16 protein-coding genes and 1 pseudogene are annotated in these 14,579 nt (G+C 44.2%); 15 read left to right on the top strand and 2 right to left on the bottom strand.

Annotated features, from left to right (window positions below; all coding sequences use genetic code 11):
- The first annotated feature begins 167 nt into the window (after positions 1 to 167).
- The 11 genes and pseudogenes from ribE to AC2EXB_RS16435 all read left to right on the top strand — a co-directional run bounded on the left by ribE (position 168) and on the right by AC2EXB_RS16435 (position 10,811).
- Positions 168 to 797: a riboflavin synthase gene (ribE, locus tag AC2EXB_RS16485; RefSeq protein ID WP_483604775.1), complete on the top strand. Its 630-nt coding sequence runs from the start codon at positions 168 to 170 to the stop codon at positions 795 to 797.
- A gap of 14 nt (positions 798 to 811) precedes the next feature.
- Positions 812 to 1,423 (top strand): annotated as a pseudogene (gene ribB / locus AC2EXB_RS16480) (3,4-dihydroxy-2-butanone-4-phosphate synthase); the annotation flags it as partial.
- A gap of 69 nt (positions 1,424 to 1,492) precedes the next feature.
- Positions 1,493 to 1,966: a 6,7-dimethyl-8-ribityllumazine synthase gene (gene ribH / locus AC2EXB_RS16475; protein ID WP_235197296.1), complete on the top strand. Its 474-nt coding sequence runs from the start codon at positions 1,493 to 1,495 to the stop codon at positions 1,964 to 1,966.
- A 233-nt stretch (positions 1,967 to 2,199) separates the two neighbouring features.
- On the top strand, positions 2,200 to 2,907 hold the full coding sequence (locus AC2EXB_RS16470) for a DUF421 domain-containing protein (protein WP_483602381.1): 708 nt from the start codon (positions 2,200 to 2,202) through the stop codon (positions 2,905 to 2,907).
- A gap of 11 nt (positions 2,908 to 2,918) precedes the next feature.
- The gene (locus AC2EXB_RS16465) at positions 2,919 to 3,443 is read left to right on the top strand and encodes a histidine phosphatase family protein (RefSeq protein WP_483602380.1); all 525 of its coding nucleotides are present in this window, start codon (positions 2,919 to 2,921) and stop codon (positions 3,441 to 3,443) included.
- 57 nt (positions 3,444 to 3,500) lie between these two features.
- Complete coding sequence (locus tag AC2EXB_RS16460) at positions 3,501 to 5,321, top strand: LTA synthase family protein (RefSeq protein WP_483602379.1); 1,821 nt, start codon at positions 3,501 to 3,503, stop codon at positions 5,319 to 5,321.
- Positions 5,322 to 5,388: 67 nt separating this feature from the next.
- A complete protein-coding gene (locus AC2EXB_RS16455; RefSeq protein ID WP_199876580.1) occupies positions 5,389 to 6,402 on the top strand; it encodes a GTPase in 1,014 nt (337 codons plus the stop codon).
- Positions 6,403 to 6,514: 112 nt separating this feature from the next.
- Entirely contained in the window at positions 6,515 to 7,198 is a 684-nt protein-coding gene (locus AC2EXB_RS16450) for a response regulator transcription factor (RefSeq protein ID WP_483602378.1), read from the top strand.
- The gene (locus AC2EXB_RS16445; protein WP_235197290.1) at positions 7,179 to 8,585 is read left to right on the top strand and encodes a sensor histidine kinase; all 1,407 of its coding nucleotides are present in this window, start codon (positions 7,179 to 7,181) and stop codon (positions 8,583 to 8,585) included. The genes AC2EXB_RS16450 and AC2EXB_RS16445 overlap by 20 nt, the downstream gene beginning before the upstream one ends.
- A 146-nt stretch (positions 8,586 to 8,731) precedes the next feature.
- Positions 8,732 to 9,601, top strand: a complete 870-nt coding sequence (locus AC2EXB_RS16440) for a peptidylprolyl isomerase (RefSeq protein ID WP_483602377.1) — start codon at positions 8,732 to 8,734, stop codon at positions 9,599 to 9,601.
- Positions 9,602 to 9,614: 13 nt separating this feature from the next.
- A complete protein-coding gene (locus AC2EXB_RS16435) occupies positions 9,615 to 10,811 on the top strand; it encodes a S1C family serine protease (protein WP_483602376.1) in 1,197 nt (398 codons plus the stop codon).
- Positions 10,812 to 10,888: 77 nt separating this feature from the next.
- Here the strand turns inward: AC2EXB_RS16435 and AC2EXB_RS16430 are convergent, their stop codons facing one another.
- Together AC2EXB_RS16430 and AC2EXB_RS16425 are read right to left on the bottom strand one after the other, a co-directional pair.
- On the bottom strand, positions 10,889 to 11,098 hold the full coding sequence (locus AC2EXB_RS16430) for a hypothetical protein (protein ID WP_235197287.1): 210 nt from the start codon (positions 11,096 to 11,098) through the stop codon (positions 10,889 to 10,891).
- Positions 11,099 to 11,154: 56 nt separating this feature from the next.
- Positions 11,155 to 11,859 (bottom strand): type 1 glutamine amidotransferase domain-containing protein, encoded by a 705-nt coding sequence (locus AC2EXB_RS16425; RefSeq protein WP_483602375.1) that lies wholly within the window; start codon positions 11,857 to 11,859, stop codon positions 11,155 to 11,157.
- Positions 11,860 to 12,064: 205 nt separating this feature from the next.
- Here AC2EXB_RS16425 and AC2EXB_RS16420 point away from each other — a divergent pair, with 205 nt between their 5' ends.
- From AC2EXB_RS16420 to AC2EXB_RS16405, 4 genes are all read left to right on the top strand, one after another.
- Positions 12,065 to 12,484 (top strand): organic hydroperoxide resistance protein, encoded by a 420-nt coding sequence (locus AC2EXB_RS16420; RefSeq protein ID WP_483602374.1) that lies wholly within the window; start codon positions 12,065 to 12,067, stop codon positions 12,482 to 12,484.
- 181 nt (positions 12,485 to 12,665) lie between these two features.
- Positions 12,666 to 12,917, top strand: coding sequence for a hypothetical protein (locus AC2EXB_RS16415; protein ID WP_483602373.1), 252 nt, complete (start codon positions 12,666 to 12,668; stop codon positions 12,915 to 12,917).
- Between the two features lie 64 nt (positions 12,918 to 12,981).
- A complete protein-coding gene (locus tag AC2EXB_RS16410; RefSeq protein ID WP_483602372.1) occupies positions 12,982 to 13,806 on the top strand; it encodes a manganese catalase in 825 nt (274 codons plus the stop codon).
- A 60-nt stretch (positions 13,807 to 13,866) separates the two neighbouring features.
- Positions 13,867 to 14,562 (top strand): YqjF family protein, encoded by a 696-nt coding sequence (locus tag AC2EXB_RS16405; RefSeq protein ID WP_483602371.1) that lies wholly within the window; start codon positions 13,867 to 13,869, stop codon positions 14,560 to 14,562.
- Positions 14,563 to 14,579 lie beyond the last annotated feature (17 nt).

Here is a 14,579-nt window from a genome sequence, read left to right as displayed (position 1 = left end):
TTCCTTGCCACCCGACAGCCCCTTGGTGGAAAGAATCCAATTTAGCAACATCGAAAGGGTGTCTCTGACACCAAAGAACCCAGCATATCAGAAATACAGGTGTTTTTTTGGTATGCACAAAAATAGGCCAGCGTATGGCCAAGCGTTAAAAGAGGAGCGTGATGCATTTGTTTACCGGGATTGTAGAAGAAGTCGGAAAGATCTCTTCCGTTCAGTCCAAATCGCAATCATTGGAACTGGTGATTTCCTGTTCGTTGATTTTAGAAGATATGAAGCGGGGCGACAGTATAGCGGTCAACGGAGTCTGCCTGACGGTTTCAAGTTTTGCCCATCAGTCATTTACTGCCGATGTCATTCCAGAGACTTTCAAATCTTCGGCGCTAAAAGAGCTGGCAAGCGGTTCACCCGTTAATTTAGAACGGGCGATGCCGGCAAATGGACGATTTGGCGGCCATTTCGTCAGCGGCCATATTGATGGGGTCGGCAAGATTCGAGCTGTTAGAAAAGAAGCGAATGCTTGGACAAAAGAAATTGAGATAGAGCCCGCATTGATGAAATACATGATGAATAAAGGTTCGGTTGCAATTGATGGGACTTCTTTGACTATTTTCGGATTAGGAGCTCGGTCGATTATCATCTCCTTAATTCCGACGACCCAAGAAGATTCAGTGCTTGGCAATAAAGGAATCGGTGCACAAGTAAATATCGAATGCGATTTGCTCGCGAAATATACAGAGCGAATTCAACAGACTGCGCCTAAAATGACGCGTAATTGGTTAGCTGAAAATGGATTCTAATGGAGGTGGAAGTCTTGTTCTATAAAGTTGAAGAAGCCGTGAGTGATTTGAAAGCAGGAAAAGCTGTGATTGTGATTGATGATGAAAACCGTGAGAATGAAGGTGACTTTATTGCCTTGGCTGAATTTGCTACACCTGAAATCATCAATTTAATGGCTGCCGAAGGAAGAGGCTTAATCTGTGCTCCGATTGACGAATCAATTGCGGCTCGATTAAACATGCCCTTGATGACGGATGAAAACACAGATGAGTTTGGAACTGCATTTACGATCAGCATTGACCATAAAGAAACGACAACCGGCATCAGTGCCTTTGAACGTTCCCATACGATTAAAAGTTTGGCGGATCCATCGGCGCAAGCGCGCGACTTTAACCGGCCCGGCCATGTATTCCCGTTGATTGCCAAAAGCGGCGGGGTGCTTACCCGTACCGGACATACTGAAGCGGCAGTGGATTTAGCGAAACTCGCCGGTTCTGTTCCGGCTGGCGTCATATGCGAAATCTTGAAACCAGATGGTACGATGGCGCGTGTCGATGATTTACAGGAAGTGGCCGAACGCTTAGGGCTGGGAATTTTGACGATTGAATCATTGGTTGCATATCGCAAAGAACGCGAAATGGCCATTTAAAAAATATGCTGAGTGCGATAAAAAATTTACATTAGCGATTGCTGATATTAAAAAGGAGTAGATAGAATGGCTGTACATTACGAAGGTTATTTGAATGGTGAAGGATTGCGGATCGGAATAGTGGTGGGGCGCTTTAACGAGTTCATTACAAGCAAATTGCTGAGCGGCGCAGAAGATGCGCTAAAGCGCCACGGAGTGAATGAAGATGATGTAGCGGTTGCTTGGGTACCGGGTGCTTTCGAAATTCCGCTTGCAGCGAAGAAAATGGCGCAAAGCGGAAAGTACGATGCGATTATCACGCTCGGAACGGTTATTCGCGGCGCAACGCCCCATTTTGACTATGTCTGCAGTGAAGCAGCGAAAGGAGTTTCTAGAGTTAGTGACAACGCAGGAATTCCGGTCATCTTCGGCGTCTTGACGACCGATTCGATTGAACAGGCGATTGAACGGGCTGGCACAAAAGCTGGGAATAAGGGCTGGGAATCGGCTGCAGGCGCGATTGAAATGGCTAACTTGATGAAAAAATTGTCATCTATATAAGTTGAACTAATAACTTTTCCCTGTCGATATTACGCAAAACAGCTGCGCTTGCCGCGGGCTCGCGTTCGCCTGGAGCGATTTCATCGCACTACAATTAATTTAGTTCAACCTATATAGGCTCCGGAGCTTTTGCTCCGGAGTTTTTTTGTAGTCAAGACTGGTTTTGAAATAGCTTAGGAAACTAAATAAGGGGAAAGGGGATGGTAAGAGACTATTGAATGGAGGTCAAGGCAATGGCTTATGTCGATATTGGCACAAAGTTATTTTTTGGATTGATCGCTTTATTGGTGGTTACCCGGCTGCTGGGCAAAAAGGAAATGTCCCAGCTGACGCCTTTTGATTTTATCTATTCGATTGTATTGGGCGGTATTTTAGAAGAAAGCATCTACGATGACAAAGTTTCAAGTTTGCATGTGTGGTTTGCGGTAGCGGTATGGGGTGCTATGCTTTTCACTATTGAAAAACTATCTCAGAAGTACGATCGGATTCGCGTCTTGCTAAAAGGAGAATCCTCTATTTTAATCCGCGATGGAGAATTCAATATCAAAGAATTGAATAAGAATCATTTGGAAATGGAGCAATTGCGCGTCATGCTCCGCCAACAAGGCGTCTTCTCGCTGCGGGAAGTGCGGGATTTATACCTGGAACCTGGAGGCACCGTTAGTTTAAGGAAATATCCAGAGTTCGGCGAAGTGACTCCTGCTATGATGGAGTTGAAAGTGAAAGACGAAGCATTGAATTTTTTATTTATCGATGAGGGAAAAATGAATGAAGAGATTTTAAGGTATGTTGGAAAATCACCAGAGTGGCTGTACGATGAGTTGCAGAAGCTTGGCTACTCCACTGTGAAGGATATTTTATATGCTGAATGGTCCCAAACAGACGGATTTTTCATTAAGACCTATAATGAGGATAAAGACGATGTTAAAAAAGGGAATTAGGAGTGAGGGGCATGGGGAAAGTGATTTATCTAGTCAGGCATTGCCAGGCAACAGGGCAGGCGCCTGAAGCCTTGTTAACAGGAGAAGGTGAAGGGCAAGCACGAGAATTGGCCGGTTTTTTTAAGGGAAAGAAGGTTTCGCATATCATTTCGAGCCCTTTCACGCGGGCCATTCAATCGATTGAACCGACTGCTGACACCCTGGGGATTCAAATTGAAATTGACAGCCGGCTTTCAGAGAGGGTGCTCAGCACTGAGAATTTACCCGACTGGATGGAACGTCTGGAAGAATCATTTGGCAATTTGGATCTGAAGCTCATGGGGGGAGAATCTGGAAACGAAGCCATGGCAAGAGGGCTGGAAGTGGTGGCGAATGCGCCAGATCGTGCCATTCTTGTTTCTCATGGAAATTTAATCGGCTTATTGTTAAAAAATATGGATGAAAGCTATGGGTACAAAGAATGGCAGCAATTATCTAACCCCGATGTCTATGAAGTTAATAGGAAAGCAGGCAGCATCAAGCGCATATGGAGTTGAATAATTAAAATGAAACATTTAAGGCATTCATTCGTTAAGTAAAAGGAGGTGATTTGAATGATGAAACCCCGTAATTTTTCCTATATCTTGATATTTACTTTGCTATTGCTGAAAGTAATCGCTTTTCGTGTACTGATTTTTGACACACGCTCTATTGTCCACATCATTTTCGTGGAATTTCCAATGTGGGCATTTGCATTAGCCATTTTGCTTTTGATTGTGAAAAAACGGGTTTGGTTGGCTGTTGGAATTTATAATTTTATTGTTTCCGTCATCTTTTTTGCGGTGACTCTTTACATTCGCTATTATTCTACGATTCCATCCTATTATGATCTGCAGCAGACCACTCAATCGGCTTCTGTCGGGCACACCATTGCCTTATTAGCCAATCCTTACGACTTTTTATTCTTCCTGGATTTAGTAATCGTCTTCATGCTGGCGAAACGGTGGGAAGCGCCAAAAAGAGATGCGCTGATGAAACATTCAACTATCGGGATTGCAGCTATATGCCTGATCAGCACAGCATATGCATTTAAGCAGCCCATTATCGACGTTTCTTTTTTCGCAAAAGAAAACGGCTATATCCAATCCCAGCTCGTTCAAATGTACCAACGGGCAAATGAGACAGCTCATGCATCTTCTACCGAGTTGACCGCAAAAGAATTAGAAGAGCTGAAAGGGAATGAATACGTCCCAGTCAACGCTCACGAAACGTTTGGGTTAGCAGAAGGCCGGCATCTGTTCATGATTCAAGTGGAATCTTTGCAAAATTTCATGATCGGCCAAACTTTGGATGGACAGGAAATTACGCCGAATTTAAACGGATTGATCACCGAAAGCGCTTATTTCTCGAATGTTTTTCAGCAAATCGGAGCGGGGACCACATCTGACGCCGAATGGATTGCGAATACGGGGCTTTACGCAGAGGGCATGGTTCCGACCGTTAATAGCTTAAATGGAAAAGAGGCCGTGTCGCTTTCCAGAATACTGAGAGATGAGGGGTATGGCTCAGCAACTTACCACGCTGACGATCTGGGCTTCTGGAATCGGAATGTTCTCTATCCGGTGCTCGGATACGAAGAAGTGTATTCAAGCGAAGAAATTCCCGATACGGAAGAAGTAGGATACGGCCCTTCGGACGAAGTGCTATTTGATTTTGTATTAGAAAAATTGCCCGGGCAATTAAAAAAGAATGAGCGATTCTATTCGAATATCGTCACTTTGACGAGCCACACACCGTTCGTATTGCCTGAAGAGATGAACTATTTGGATTTACCCGATGCTTATATCGATACGTATACAGGGAATTATTTACAATCGATTCGCTATGCTGATGAACAGATTGGCAATTTTATCAGCGATTTAAAGAAATCCGGACTTTATGACGAATCGCTGATTGTTGTATTTGGTGACCATTCAGGGCTGCACGGGTCTCCTGTAACAGAAGAAGATGAATTGCTGCTTGAAGAATTTATCGGCCATCCTTATACGATGAAAGACCGTTTTACGATTCCCCTCGTAATGGCTGGAGGCAATTTATTTGAAGGGCATCAAATGACACGTTTAGGCGGCCAAGTGGATATTATGCCAACGATTTTAGCGCTGCTTGGAGTTGATGCTGATACCCCGCTGATCGGCCATAACCTTTTCGAATATAAGAAAAACCTTTTAGGGATGCGCTACTATATGCCCGGCGGATCATTTATTCAGTCTGAGCAATTGTATAAAGCGGCCGGAGCAAGGCTTCCTGATACAATGTATGATATGAAGACGATGGACGAACGTGCGAAAAACAGCGCCACCAAAAAACATAAGAAAAATGCCTTGGAAATCTTGAAATACAGCGACAGTTTATTGAACCCGTATATCGAAAAGTAAATGAGTAGGCGGCAAAGAGTGAATTGTTTATAATATGGAGTAAACATGGGAAAAGGGGGACTGGACAGTGGTCAGAGAATTTGAAGAAGAAGTAAACCGCATGATGGACCAAATGTTTGAAAATGAAATGAAAAAAGTGAATGACTTATTGGATCAGGAATTGCTCATTTCGCTGATTGGAGAAGTCAACGCCGGAAAATCTTCTACGGTCAATAAAATAATCGGTGAAGATATCGCGAGCACGAATCCGATGCCAGGCGAAACGGTGAGCGTCGATCCTTATAATATTCGCGGACTGGAGAATATCAAGTTCATGGATACCCCTGGACTTAATGATCCGAACGATGAAAATCCGAAGAAAACGCTTGAGTTTGTCCAAAAATCCGATGTTGTACTGTTCTTTTTAAACGCGGCAGGCACGGTTTTCTCGGACAGCGAGAAAGAAAAATTTATGGGCATCGAAAAGCATAACAAAGACATACTAATTGTTTTGAACAAAATTGATGCGGCGGAGAACATTCCGTCAATCGTCCAATTTGTTAAAAACCATACGAACAATAAATATAAAGTCATTCCGATTTCTTCAAAGACCGGAGAAAACTTGGAAACCTTGAAGAAGGAAATTCTTTTTTTGCTCGAAAAGAAGGGTAAAGACCTGCTCTTCGCCAAAAGCATGAAAGAAAAATCAGCCGCAGCGAACCGCTGGATCATTGGATCAGGCGTTTCGGCAGGCGTAATTGGTGCTTCTCCGATTCCAGGATCCGATGTCATTCCGTTGACCTCCTTACAAGTAGGGATGATCATCAAGTTATCGAAGCTCTATGATAAGCCATTGACGAAAAAAGCGGCAAAAGACATGATTGTCATCACTGCCACTCAAACAATCGGACATACAATTTATCGGCAAGCGCTGAAATTCATTCCGGGTGCGGGTTCCGTTATTGGTGGAACTGTGGCATCCGCTATGACGCTTGCACTCGGCTACGGTGTGAAGTATGCCTATGAAAATAATATTGCCATCGACTACGACATGATCGGCGATTTGTTCCAGAAATACAAGAAACGCGAAAAAAATGCTTGATGGTTTAAACCGCTTCTCCTTGAAGCGGTTTTTCATTTGCGCAGGTTCCGTTTCACTTGCGCCTTTTCTGAATGTGATTTACTTTTATAAAAACAGGCTGCGGAGGTAAGATATGAAAATTTTGGTGGTGGAAGATAACCCGAGCGTCAGTTCGATGCTGGATTTGTTTTTCTCAAAAGAAGGAATAGAAGGCAGTTTTGCTTCAGACGGGTTTGAAGGATACCGGATGTATACCGAAAACAATTATGACTTGCTCATCCTCGACTGGATGCTTCCGGGAATGGACGGCATTACCCTTTGCCGCAAAATTCGGGAACAGGGCGATGCGGTGCCAATCATTATGCTGACAGCGAAAGACAGCGAATCGGATCAAGTGATCGGGTTTGAAATGGGGGCGGATGACTATGTGACGAAGCCGTTCAGTCCATTAACTTTAATGGCGCGCATCAAAGCGGTGACAAGGCGTTCACTGAAAAATGAACAGGTTCATGTGAATGTGATCAAAACCCGGCATTTTCAAGTGAATCAGGAGACGAGAGCTGTGCTGAAAGATGGCGAAGCAGTCCAAAGCCTTACGCCGAAGGAATTCGACCTATTGGTATTTTTCCTTCAGCATCCAAAGCAAGTGTTCAGCAGGGAGCAATTGCTTGAACAAGTATGGGGGTATCAATATTACGGAGATGAACGGACCGTGGATGTCCACATTAAAAGGCTCCGTAAAAAAATAGCGGGTGGAGAAGGGCTTTTCCATACGGTTTGGGGAGTTGGCTATAAATTTGAAGAATTTGCGGATTAAGTACTTTTATCAGCTAATTGCCAGCCACCTGAGCATTCTTCTCATCGCATTTTTGATTTTAAGCCTGTTATTTGTCCGTTATGTCGAAGACTTTGCCTATCAGGACAAAGCTGAAGAACTGGAAAGCTACGGGCAGCAAATTCTCCAGGCGCTTGATCAATCGCGGCCAGGAACGGGCATTCAATCTTTTGTTCCGATTCTCCGGTCGCAGAATATCGACTTCATCGTCTTTGATCAGCAAAGCCGGATTCTCTACCCGGTTTCCGGCGCTTTTCCGACAGTTGAACTGACAAGGGATGAGTGGAATGTGATTGAACAGGGCGAAACGCTTGTGGTTAAACGGGATGTTGAGCGCTTTGAAAGCACCGTCACGTTTGTCGCATTGCCATATGTCGATAGCGGGCAGTTGGTAGGGGGAGTGCTTCTTGCTTCACCGATCAGCGGCACAAGCGAAATGATCTCAGAACTCAATAAATCCCTTTTGACTACCATCCTGATCGCTTTAGCGATTGCATTGCTTTTGAGCTTATTGTTGTCTAAAATGCATGTCAGCCGACTTCAGCGGATGCAAAAAGCGACAGCGATGATCAGTGAAGGGCATTACGATGTAAACTTGCCTGAATCCAATTTTGATGAATTCGGTGATTTAGCGGAAGACTTCAATCAGATGGCCCAAAAGCTCCGGCAGTCCAGCGAGGAAATCGATCGGCTTGAAAACCGGCGGCGCCAGTTTATGGCAGATGTTTCGCATGAAATGCGCACGCCTTTAACGACAATAGCAGGGGTTATAGAAGGGCTTCGCAATAATATGATTGAGGAAGACCAGCGGGAAAAAGGAATCCGGCTTGTCAGCGATGAGACAAAACGCCTTATGCGCCTCGTCAATGAAAACTTGGATTATGAAAAAATCCGTTCCAATCAAGTTGAATTGGAAAAAGAGGAGATTGAAGCGGAAGAGCTGCTGGAAATTATTCAGGAACAGCTTGAGCTGCAAGCTGCCGAAAAGAACGATCGAATTGTGGTGGAAACGGAACCAGGCCAAATCATTTACGGGGATATGGACCGGTTGATCCAGATTTTGACGAATATTGTCAGGAACAGCATCCAGTTCACCGAAAATGGACAGATTGTTTTAAGGTCAATCCGGACGCCTGAATTTATGGAGATTGAAGTGGAAGACAACGGAGTTGGCATTGACGTTGCAGAAATCGATTTGATTTGGCGGCGCTTTTATAAATCCGATCTTTCAAGAGGCAGCGGGCAATTCGGCTTGGGCCTTTCTATCGTAAGGCAGCTTGTCACTTTACATGACGGAGATATTCAAGTGGAAAGCGAAAAAGGAAAAGGGACAAAGTTCAGTATTCAGCTTCCCCATAAAAAAGCATAAACCAGTTTTCTGTAAGAGCCCGCGAAGAAAAGCATTCCTTTTCTTCGCGGGCTCTTCAACTTTACATCTCTGTTAAAACTTCGGTCATAGTTTGTTCATAATTGCTTGGTAAAGTGTTGTTAACAGGAAAAGAAAGAGGGTTGAATATGAAACAAGCAGTATATATCGCAATCGGCGTCATCGCAGCATCAGCAATTTTTTTAATTGCCGGATTCATCAAGGGAGATTCTGAAGCGGTTGCCACAGTAAACGGCAAAGCAATTGAAAAGGACGCACTTTATGAAGAATTGGTAAAAACGGCGGGACCCGATGCATTGAACGCCATGATCACCGATGAAATTCTGGAGCAAGAAGTAGAAAAAGCGAATATAAAAGTAACCCAGGAAGAATTGAATCAGGAAATGGCTGTCTATGAAAAATCGTACGGCGGGGAAGAAGCATTAGCTGCAGCCGTGGAGTCGAGCGGAATGACCATTGAAGATTTAACAAACGAATTGGAAACCTATGTAAAAATCGAAAAACTCCTTGGTCCGGATATTGAAGTGACGCAAGAAGAAATTGAAAGCTATTTTAAAGAAAACAAGGAAAGCTTGGCACAGCCTGCTCAAGTGGAGGCAAGCCATATACTCACAGCATCGAAAGAAGAAGCGGATGAAGTAAAGGCTAAACTTGCGGCTGGCGGAGATTTCGCTGAATTGGCGAAAGAATATTCAACAGATACGGCAACCGCCCAAAACGGCGGAGAACTTGGGTTTTTCGGGACCGGCGAAATGGCAGCCGAATTTGAAGAGGCGGCATTTGCGATGAAAGTCGATGACATCAGCGATCCGGTAGAAACGGATTTTGGTTTTCACATCATTCAAGTGACTGACAAGAAAGAAGCCGCTGAAGCGACGCTCGAAGACAGCAAAGACCAAATCAAAGAACTGCTTTTCGATCAAAAGCTGAACGCGGAATATACAAAATGGATTGCAGAAAAACAAGAATCCTATGAAATTGAAAATACATTAAACTGAGGAGGAATCATTAATGGGATACTATAATTCAAGTGAACCGAAGAAAAAACGCAGCGGCTATTTTGCTTCAAGTTTTAGCGGGTTGATTGCCGGGGCGCTCCTTGTCGGGGTAGTGCTTCCGGGCTTTACAGACAATGAGCAAGCGACCGAATCAGCTGTAAACGGCACATCAACTACAGAAGCGTCTGATCATGTCCAGAATGTTTCCCAAATCGTTACAACTGACGTGACGGAAACAGTGGAACAGACTTCCGGAGCTGTAGTCGGAGTTTCCAATCTTCAGAAAGCGCAATTAAACCCTTTTATGCCGGCTGCAGATGCTGAAGCTAAAGAGGCTGGTGTGGGTTCGGGCGTTATTTATAAAAAAGACGGAGAATCTGCATTTATCGTGACAAACAACCACGTGGTCGAAGGGGCTGAACAGGTTGTAGTGACATTGGCAGATGAAACTGAATTGGAAGCGGAAGTATTAGGGACAGATGCCTGGACAGATTTAGCCGTATTAAAAGTGGCAGGAGACAGCATTAAGACAGTGGCCGAGTTCGGCGATTCTTCTGTGCTGAAAGCAGGGGAGCCGGTTATCGCAATCGGTAATCCACTCGGCCTTCAATTTTCAGGTTCGGTTACAACGGGCGTCATTTCCGGAACTGAGCGGCTGATCCCGATTGATATTAACCAAGACGGAAAAGAAGATTGGCAGTCTGAAGTCATCCAGACGGATGCTGCGATCAACCCAGGAAACAGCGGAGGTGCATTGATCAATAGCCACGGACAATTGATCGGGATCAACTCGATGAAAATCGCCCAAGACGCAGTCGAAGGAATTGGCTTAGCCATTCCGATCAATTCAGCCATTCCGATCATCGAAGATTTGGAATCGAAAGGCGAAGTGGAACGTCCTTCAATTGGCGTTGGCATACTGGACTTAGCTGATATTCCACAGCAATACCGGGAAAGTGAACTGAATTTGCCGGCTGATGTCAAGGGCGGCATCGTCGTTCAGTCTGTTGCGGATGGCTCTGGTGCGGCGAAAGCGGGAATCGAAGCGTACGACGTCATTGTTGAAATGGACGGGGAAGCTGTCAATTCAGTCATGGAGCTTCGCCAGCATTTATACAACGAAAGCGAAATTGGCGATACGTTAAAAGTGAAGGCCTACAGAGACGGGAAAATACAGGAATTTGAAGTTGAATTGACTGAAAGTCTATAAATAGAAAAAAGCTGCCGAAATCATTTCGGCAGCTTTTTTATGGCGTATTCACATTTTTTCTTCAACTATATAAGGGATTAATTGCTGAAAAGTCCCCACATATTGGAACTGATTCCCCAAATAATAATAGCTATCACAATGATGACAAAAATCACGATTCCGATTTGTATCGGACGATAGCCAGTCGTTCGAGGTTCTTGCAGCCCTTCTTTTTGAGCTGGAGGGCGTTGCATCGTTTCTTCATTTTCTTTCATGTACTTTTCTTCTTTAGGATCTTTTTCGCTCATCATATTACCTCCTCGAGTCTATCTCGTTAATAACCTAATACCCTAAACAAAGGTTTTTAATCAAAGAACTTCTCTTCTTCCTTTTCTTCGAGGCTGGTCAACTTCTTGGCAAGTTCCCGGCCGAATAAAGGAGAAGACTGAGGGTCGCGCCCTGTGAGGATTTGTTCGCTTCCCCAAACCACATATTCTTTTTCATCCGAGCCATCTGAATAATCCGCAATTTTTCTCATCTCATCTTCGAGGCTAAACGGAAGCAATCCGTCCACTTCTTTAGGCTCCATTTTATTTGGATAGCCGGTCACTTTCAATCCTTCTAAAATACCTTTGCCGTTTCTTAGCTTTGTATAGACAAGCGGCGCAGGCCCATGGCATACAGCGGATACAATGCCGCCCATATCATAGATGATGTTGATGACGGCTTGCAAATTTTCATCGTGTGCAAGGTCAAACATGGCACCGTGGCCGCCAACGATGAAGATCGCATCATAATCGCTCGCTTGAACGTCGACAATCGGAGTCGTTTTATCAGCAATTCCGCGTTCGTATAGTTCTTTGTATTTGCCGTCGGGATCGTACTCTTTGCTGAGGCTAAGCGGGTCGACTACAGGTTTTCCGCCTTTTGGTGAAGCCAGACCGACAATATGGCCTTCTTTTTCCAGTTCCAATACGGGAGCGAATAATTCTTCTGCCCACCATCCTGTAACGTAGTTATGTTCTTCGTTCACATGTCCATTGGAGAGGACTGCTAATACTTTTGCCATTATGTTTTCCTCCTCGGAGAATCTAATCTATTTCTTCATTTACCCTTTCGCAGAAAGCTGAAACGTTCAGCAGAGTCTTAGGCTTCCTGGATTTCTTGACAATGCATCAGAAGATCAAAATCGTTGACTCCCGGCAAAAAAACCAGTACGTTTGATGTGTTATCTAATTATTTGGAAAAATATAAACAGGAAAGAGGATGAGAAAATGTCAGCATTATTCACTACATCTGTAATTGCAACCGGAGGAAGATCAGGAAGAGTGGTATCTGAAGACAACATCATCGATATGCAGCTTGTTTCACCCAAAGAATTAGGAGGGCCAGGCGGAGAAGGGACAAACCCTGAGCAGCTTTTTGCAGCCGGATACTCGGCTTGCTTTGATGGCGCTTTGAATTTAGTGATCCGTAAGCAAAAAGCGGACGTATCGAGCACATCGGTTAAAGCGGATGTCCACTTTTTAAAAGACGAATCTGACGGCGGCTATAAAATTGCCGTGACCCTGAACGTATCGGTTCAAGGGGTGGACCAGGAGAAAGCGGAAGAACTCGTGGAAGCCGCTCATCAAGTATGTCCGTATTCAAAAGCGACAAGAGGAAATGTTGATGTCGAATTAAAAGTGAATTAAATTATAGCCGCACAAAAGCCGTTTGGAGATTTTAACAATTCCAACGGCTTTTTTATGTAAATCTCAAGCGGGTTTATGACTTTGAGATTAAAAGGTTAACAAAATACATTAAATGGTTTTAATAAGGAAGTGAGGGGTATTCACATAATGTGCATTTAAATTCAAGAAAGGAGGAAAAAGGATGGAGAAGGACCAAAGAGACCATGAAAAGAAATTAAAAGACGTGGAACATGAAAAAAGAGAATCCGGGAACAACAGATATACCTCTAGCGACGAAGAAAAATCCTCCATTACCGAGAGAAGGCAACCCGAAAGAAATTCTACAGAAAAGAACAGCAGTGGCAAAATAAGCGATGATCCATTTAATGCCGGAGGCAACGATTCGGATTATGATGGCGGACACCCAGCTGATGTTTCCTCAGATAAACGGTGAAAGCCGCTTAGACTCCAACTAAATCAACTCCAATTAAACCAAAATATACAGGAGGTTTTTATACATGTTCTTTCACACAGGCGAACTTCAATGCCATTCAAAACCGGACTCTCCAGATCCGGTATTTGCTAAAAAGGTCCAAGAACTGATCGGTGGGCAATTCGGTGAAATGTCCGTAGCGATGCAATACTTATTCCAAGGATGGAGCACGAGAGGCAACGAGAAATATCGTGACTTATTAATGGATACCGGTACACAGGAATTAGGGCATATTGAATTACTTGCTACGATGGTAGCCCGTTTACTAGAAGGTGCACCAGTTTATGAACAGGAAAAAGCGGCACAAGATCCAATTATTGGAGCGATTATGGGCGGTATGAATCCGCAGCATGCCATCGTTCACGGTTTAGGGGCATCTCCTAAAGACAGCAACGGTGTTCCATGGAATGCCGGCTATATTGTAGCAAGCGGTAACTTGTTGGCGGATTTCCGTGCCAATGTTAATGCGGAGTCGCAAGGACGCCTGCAAGTTGCAAGACTTTACAGCATGACTGATGATCGTGGTGTAAAAGATCTATTCTCATTCCTTATCGCACGCGACACCATGCACCAAAACCAATGGTTAGCAGCGATTAAGGATTTAGAAGCGAAAGAAGGTCCTATCGTTCCTTCAACTATACCGCCAGAATGGGAAGCGACAGAGTTCTCGCATATTCTTTATACAAATCCAGAAACAAGCACAGCTTCTCAATTGCCATGGGTCAGCCAACCGGCACCGGATGGCCATCCGATTACGGTGGAAAAACCCGCGCCTTTGAGTGGCCGCCCAGTATTAAAGCCAGCTCCTCCAGAAGCACATGATACACTTCCAGCTGAAGATATGAAATAATGGCAAAAAGACACAAGCCTCTTTTAAAAAGAGGCTTGTTTTATTATGGGAGATGAGTGGATGGCTAACGCACCATGGGCAATGAAACAGGAATGGCATCATGTAGTTTTTCTTCACTGGCCGGTTTCAGCAGAATCTTTGCGGGATAAAATACCAGAAGAGCTGGAAATAGATGGATTTAATGGGACATCCTGGATCAGCTTGGTTTTGTTCAAAGCGGAAAAGACCCGGGGCAGGTTTACGCCGCCGATTCCGACCGTGGAATCCTATAACGAATTGAATGTCAGGACTTATGTGAAATATAAAGGGCGGACAGGCGTCTATTTCTTCTCTTTAGATGCAGACAGTTTTTTAGCTGTCAAAGCTGCAGGAACAGGCGGGTTTCTGCCTTACCGCCATGCGGATATGGAATATGATCAACATAAAGGGCAGTGGGAATTCACCAGCAACAGAACACATAAAGGTTCTTTTCCGGAATCGCTACATTTAAAATTCCGTGTAGTTTCAAAGCCCATTCAATCGAATCCATTTGAACACTGGCTGACCGAACGCTATTGTTTATGGACAAAGCCGCAGAAAAACCTATTGCGCGTGGATATTAGCCATATACCTTGGAATTTGCATTATGTAGAAGGGGAAATTGAAGTCAATACGATGGCCAACTTTCTGGCGAAAGACCTGCACCAAGAAAAAGCGATTTCCCATTATGCAAAACCCGTAAAAGTGTTATTTTATCCGCCAGTAATTGAAAAATAAAAGCTGCCGAAGTATCT

This window comes from Planococcus alkaliphilus (genome assembly GCF_057031095.1).
This window is presented reverse-complemented; position numbering and strand designations above follow the sequence as displayed.

Coding starts and splice junctions, on each gene's coding strand:
- ribH (WP_235197296.1), top strand. CDS start 1,493: ATGGCTGTACATTACGAAGGTTATTTGAATGGTGAAGGATTGCGGATC.
- AC2EXB_RS16470 (WP_483602381.1), top strand. CDS start 2,200: ATGGCTTATGTCGATATTGGCACAAAGTTATTTTTTGGATTGATCGCT.
- AC2EXB_RS16465 (WP_483602380.1), top strand. CDS start 2,919: ATGGGGAAAGTGATTTATCTAGTCAGGCATTGCCAGGCAACAGGGCAG.
- AC2EXB_RS16460 (WP_483602379.1), top strand. CDS start 3,501: ATGATGAAACCCCGTAATTTTTCCTATATCTTGATATTTACTTTGCTA.
- AC2EXB_RS16450 (WP_483602378.1), top strand. CDS start 6,515: ATGAAAATTTTGGTGGTGGAAGATAACCCGAGCGTCAGTTCGATGCTG.
- AC2EXB_RS16440 (WP_483602377.1), top strand. CDS start 8,732: ATGAAACAAGCAGTATATATCGCAATCGGCGTCATCGCAGCATCAGCA.
- AC2EXB_RS16435 (WP_483602376.1), top strand. CDS start 9,615: ATGGGATACTATAATTCAAGTGAACCGAAGAAAAAACGCAGCGGCTAT.
- AC2EXB_RS16430 (WP_235197287.1), bottom strand. CDS start 11,098: ATGAGCGAAAAAGATCCTAAAGAAGAAAAGTACATGAAAGAAAATGAA.
- AC2EXB_RS16425 (WP_483602375.1), bottom strand. CDS start 11,859: ATGGCAAAAGTATTAGCAGTCCTCTCCAATGGACATGTGAACGAAGAA.
- AC2EXB_RS16420 (WP_483602374.1), top strand. CDS start 12,065: ATGTCAGCATTATTCACTACATCTGTAATTGCAACCGGAGGAAGATCA.
- AC2EXB_RS16415 (WP_483602373.1), top strand. CDS start 12,666: ATGGAGAAGGACCAAAGAGACCATGAAAAGAAATTAAAAGACGTGGAA.
- AC2EXB_RS16410 (WP_483602372.1), top strand. CDS start 12,982: ATGTTCTTTCACACAGGCGAACTTCAATGCCATTCAAAACCGGACTCT.
- AC2EXB_RS16405 (WP_483602371.1), top strand. CDS start 13,867: ATGGCTAACGCACCATGGGCAATGAAACAGGAATGGCATCATGTAGTT.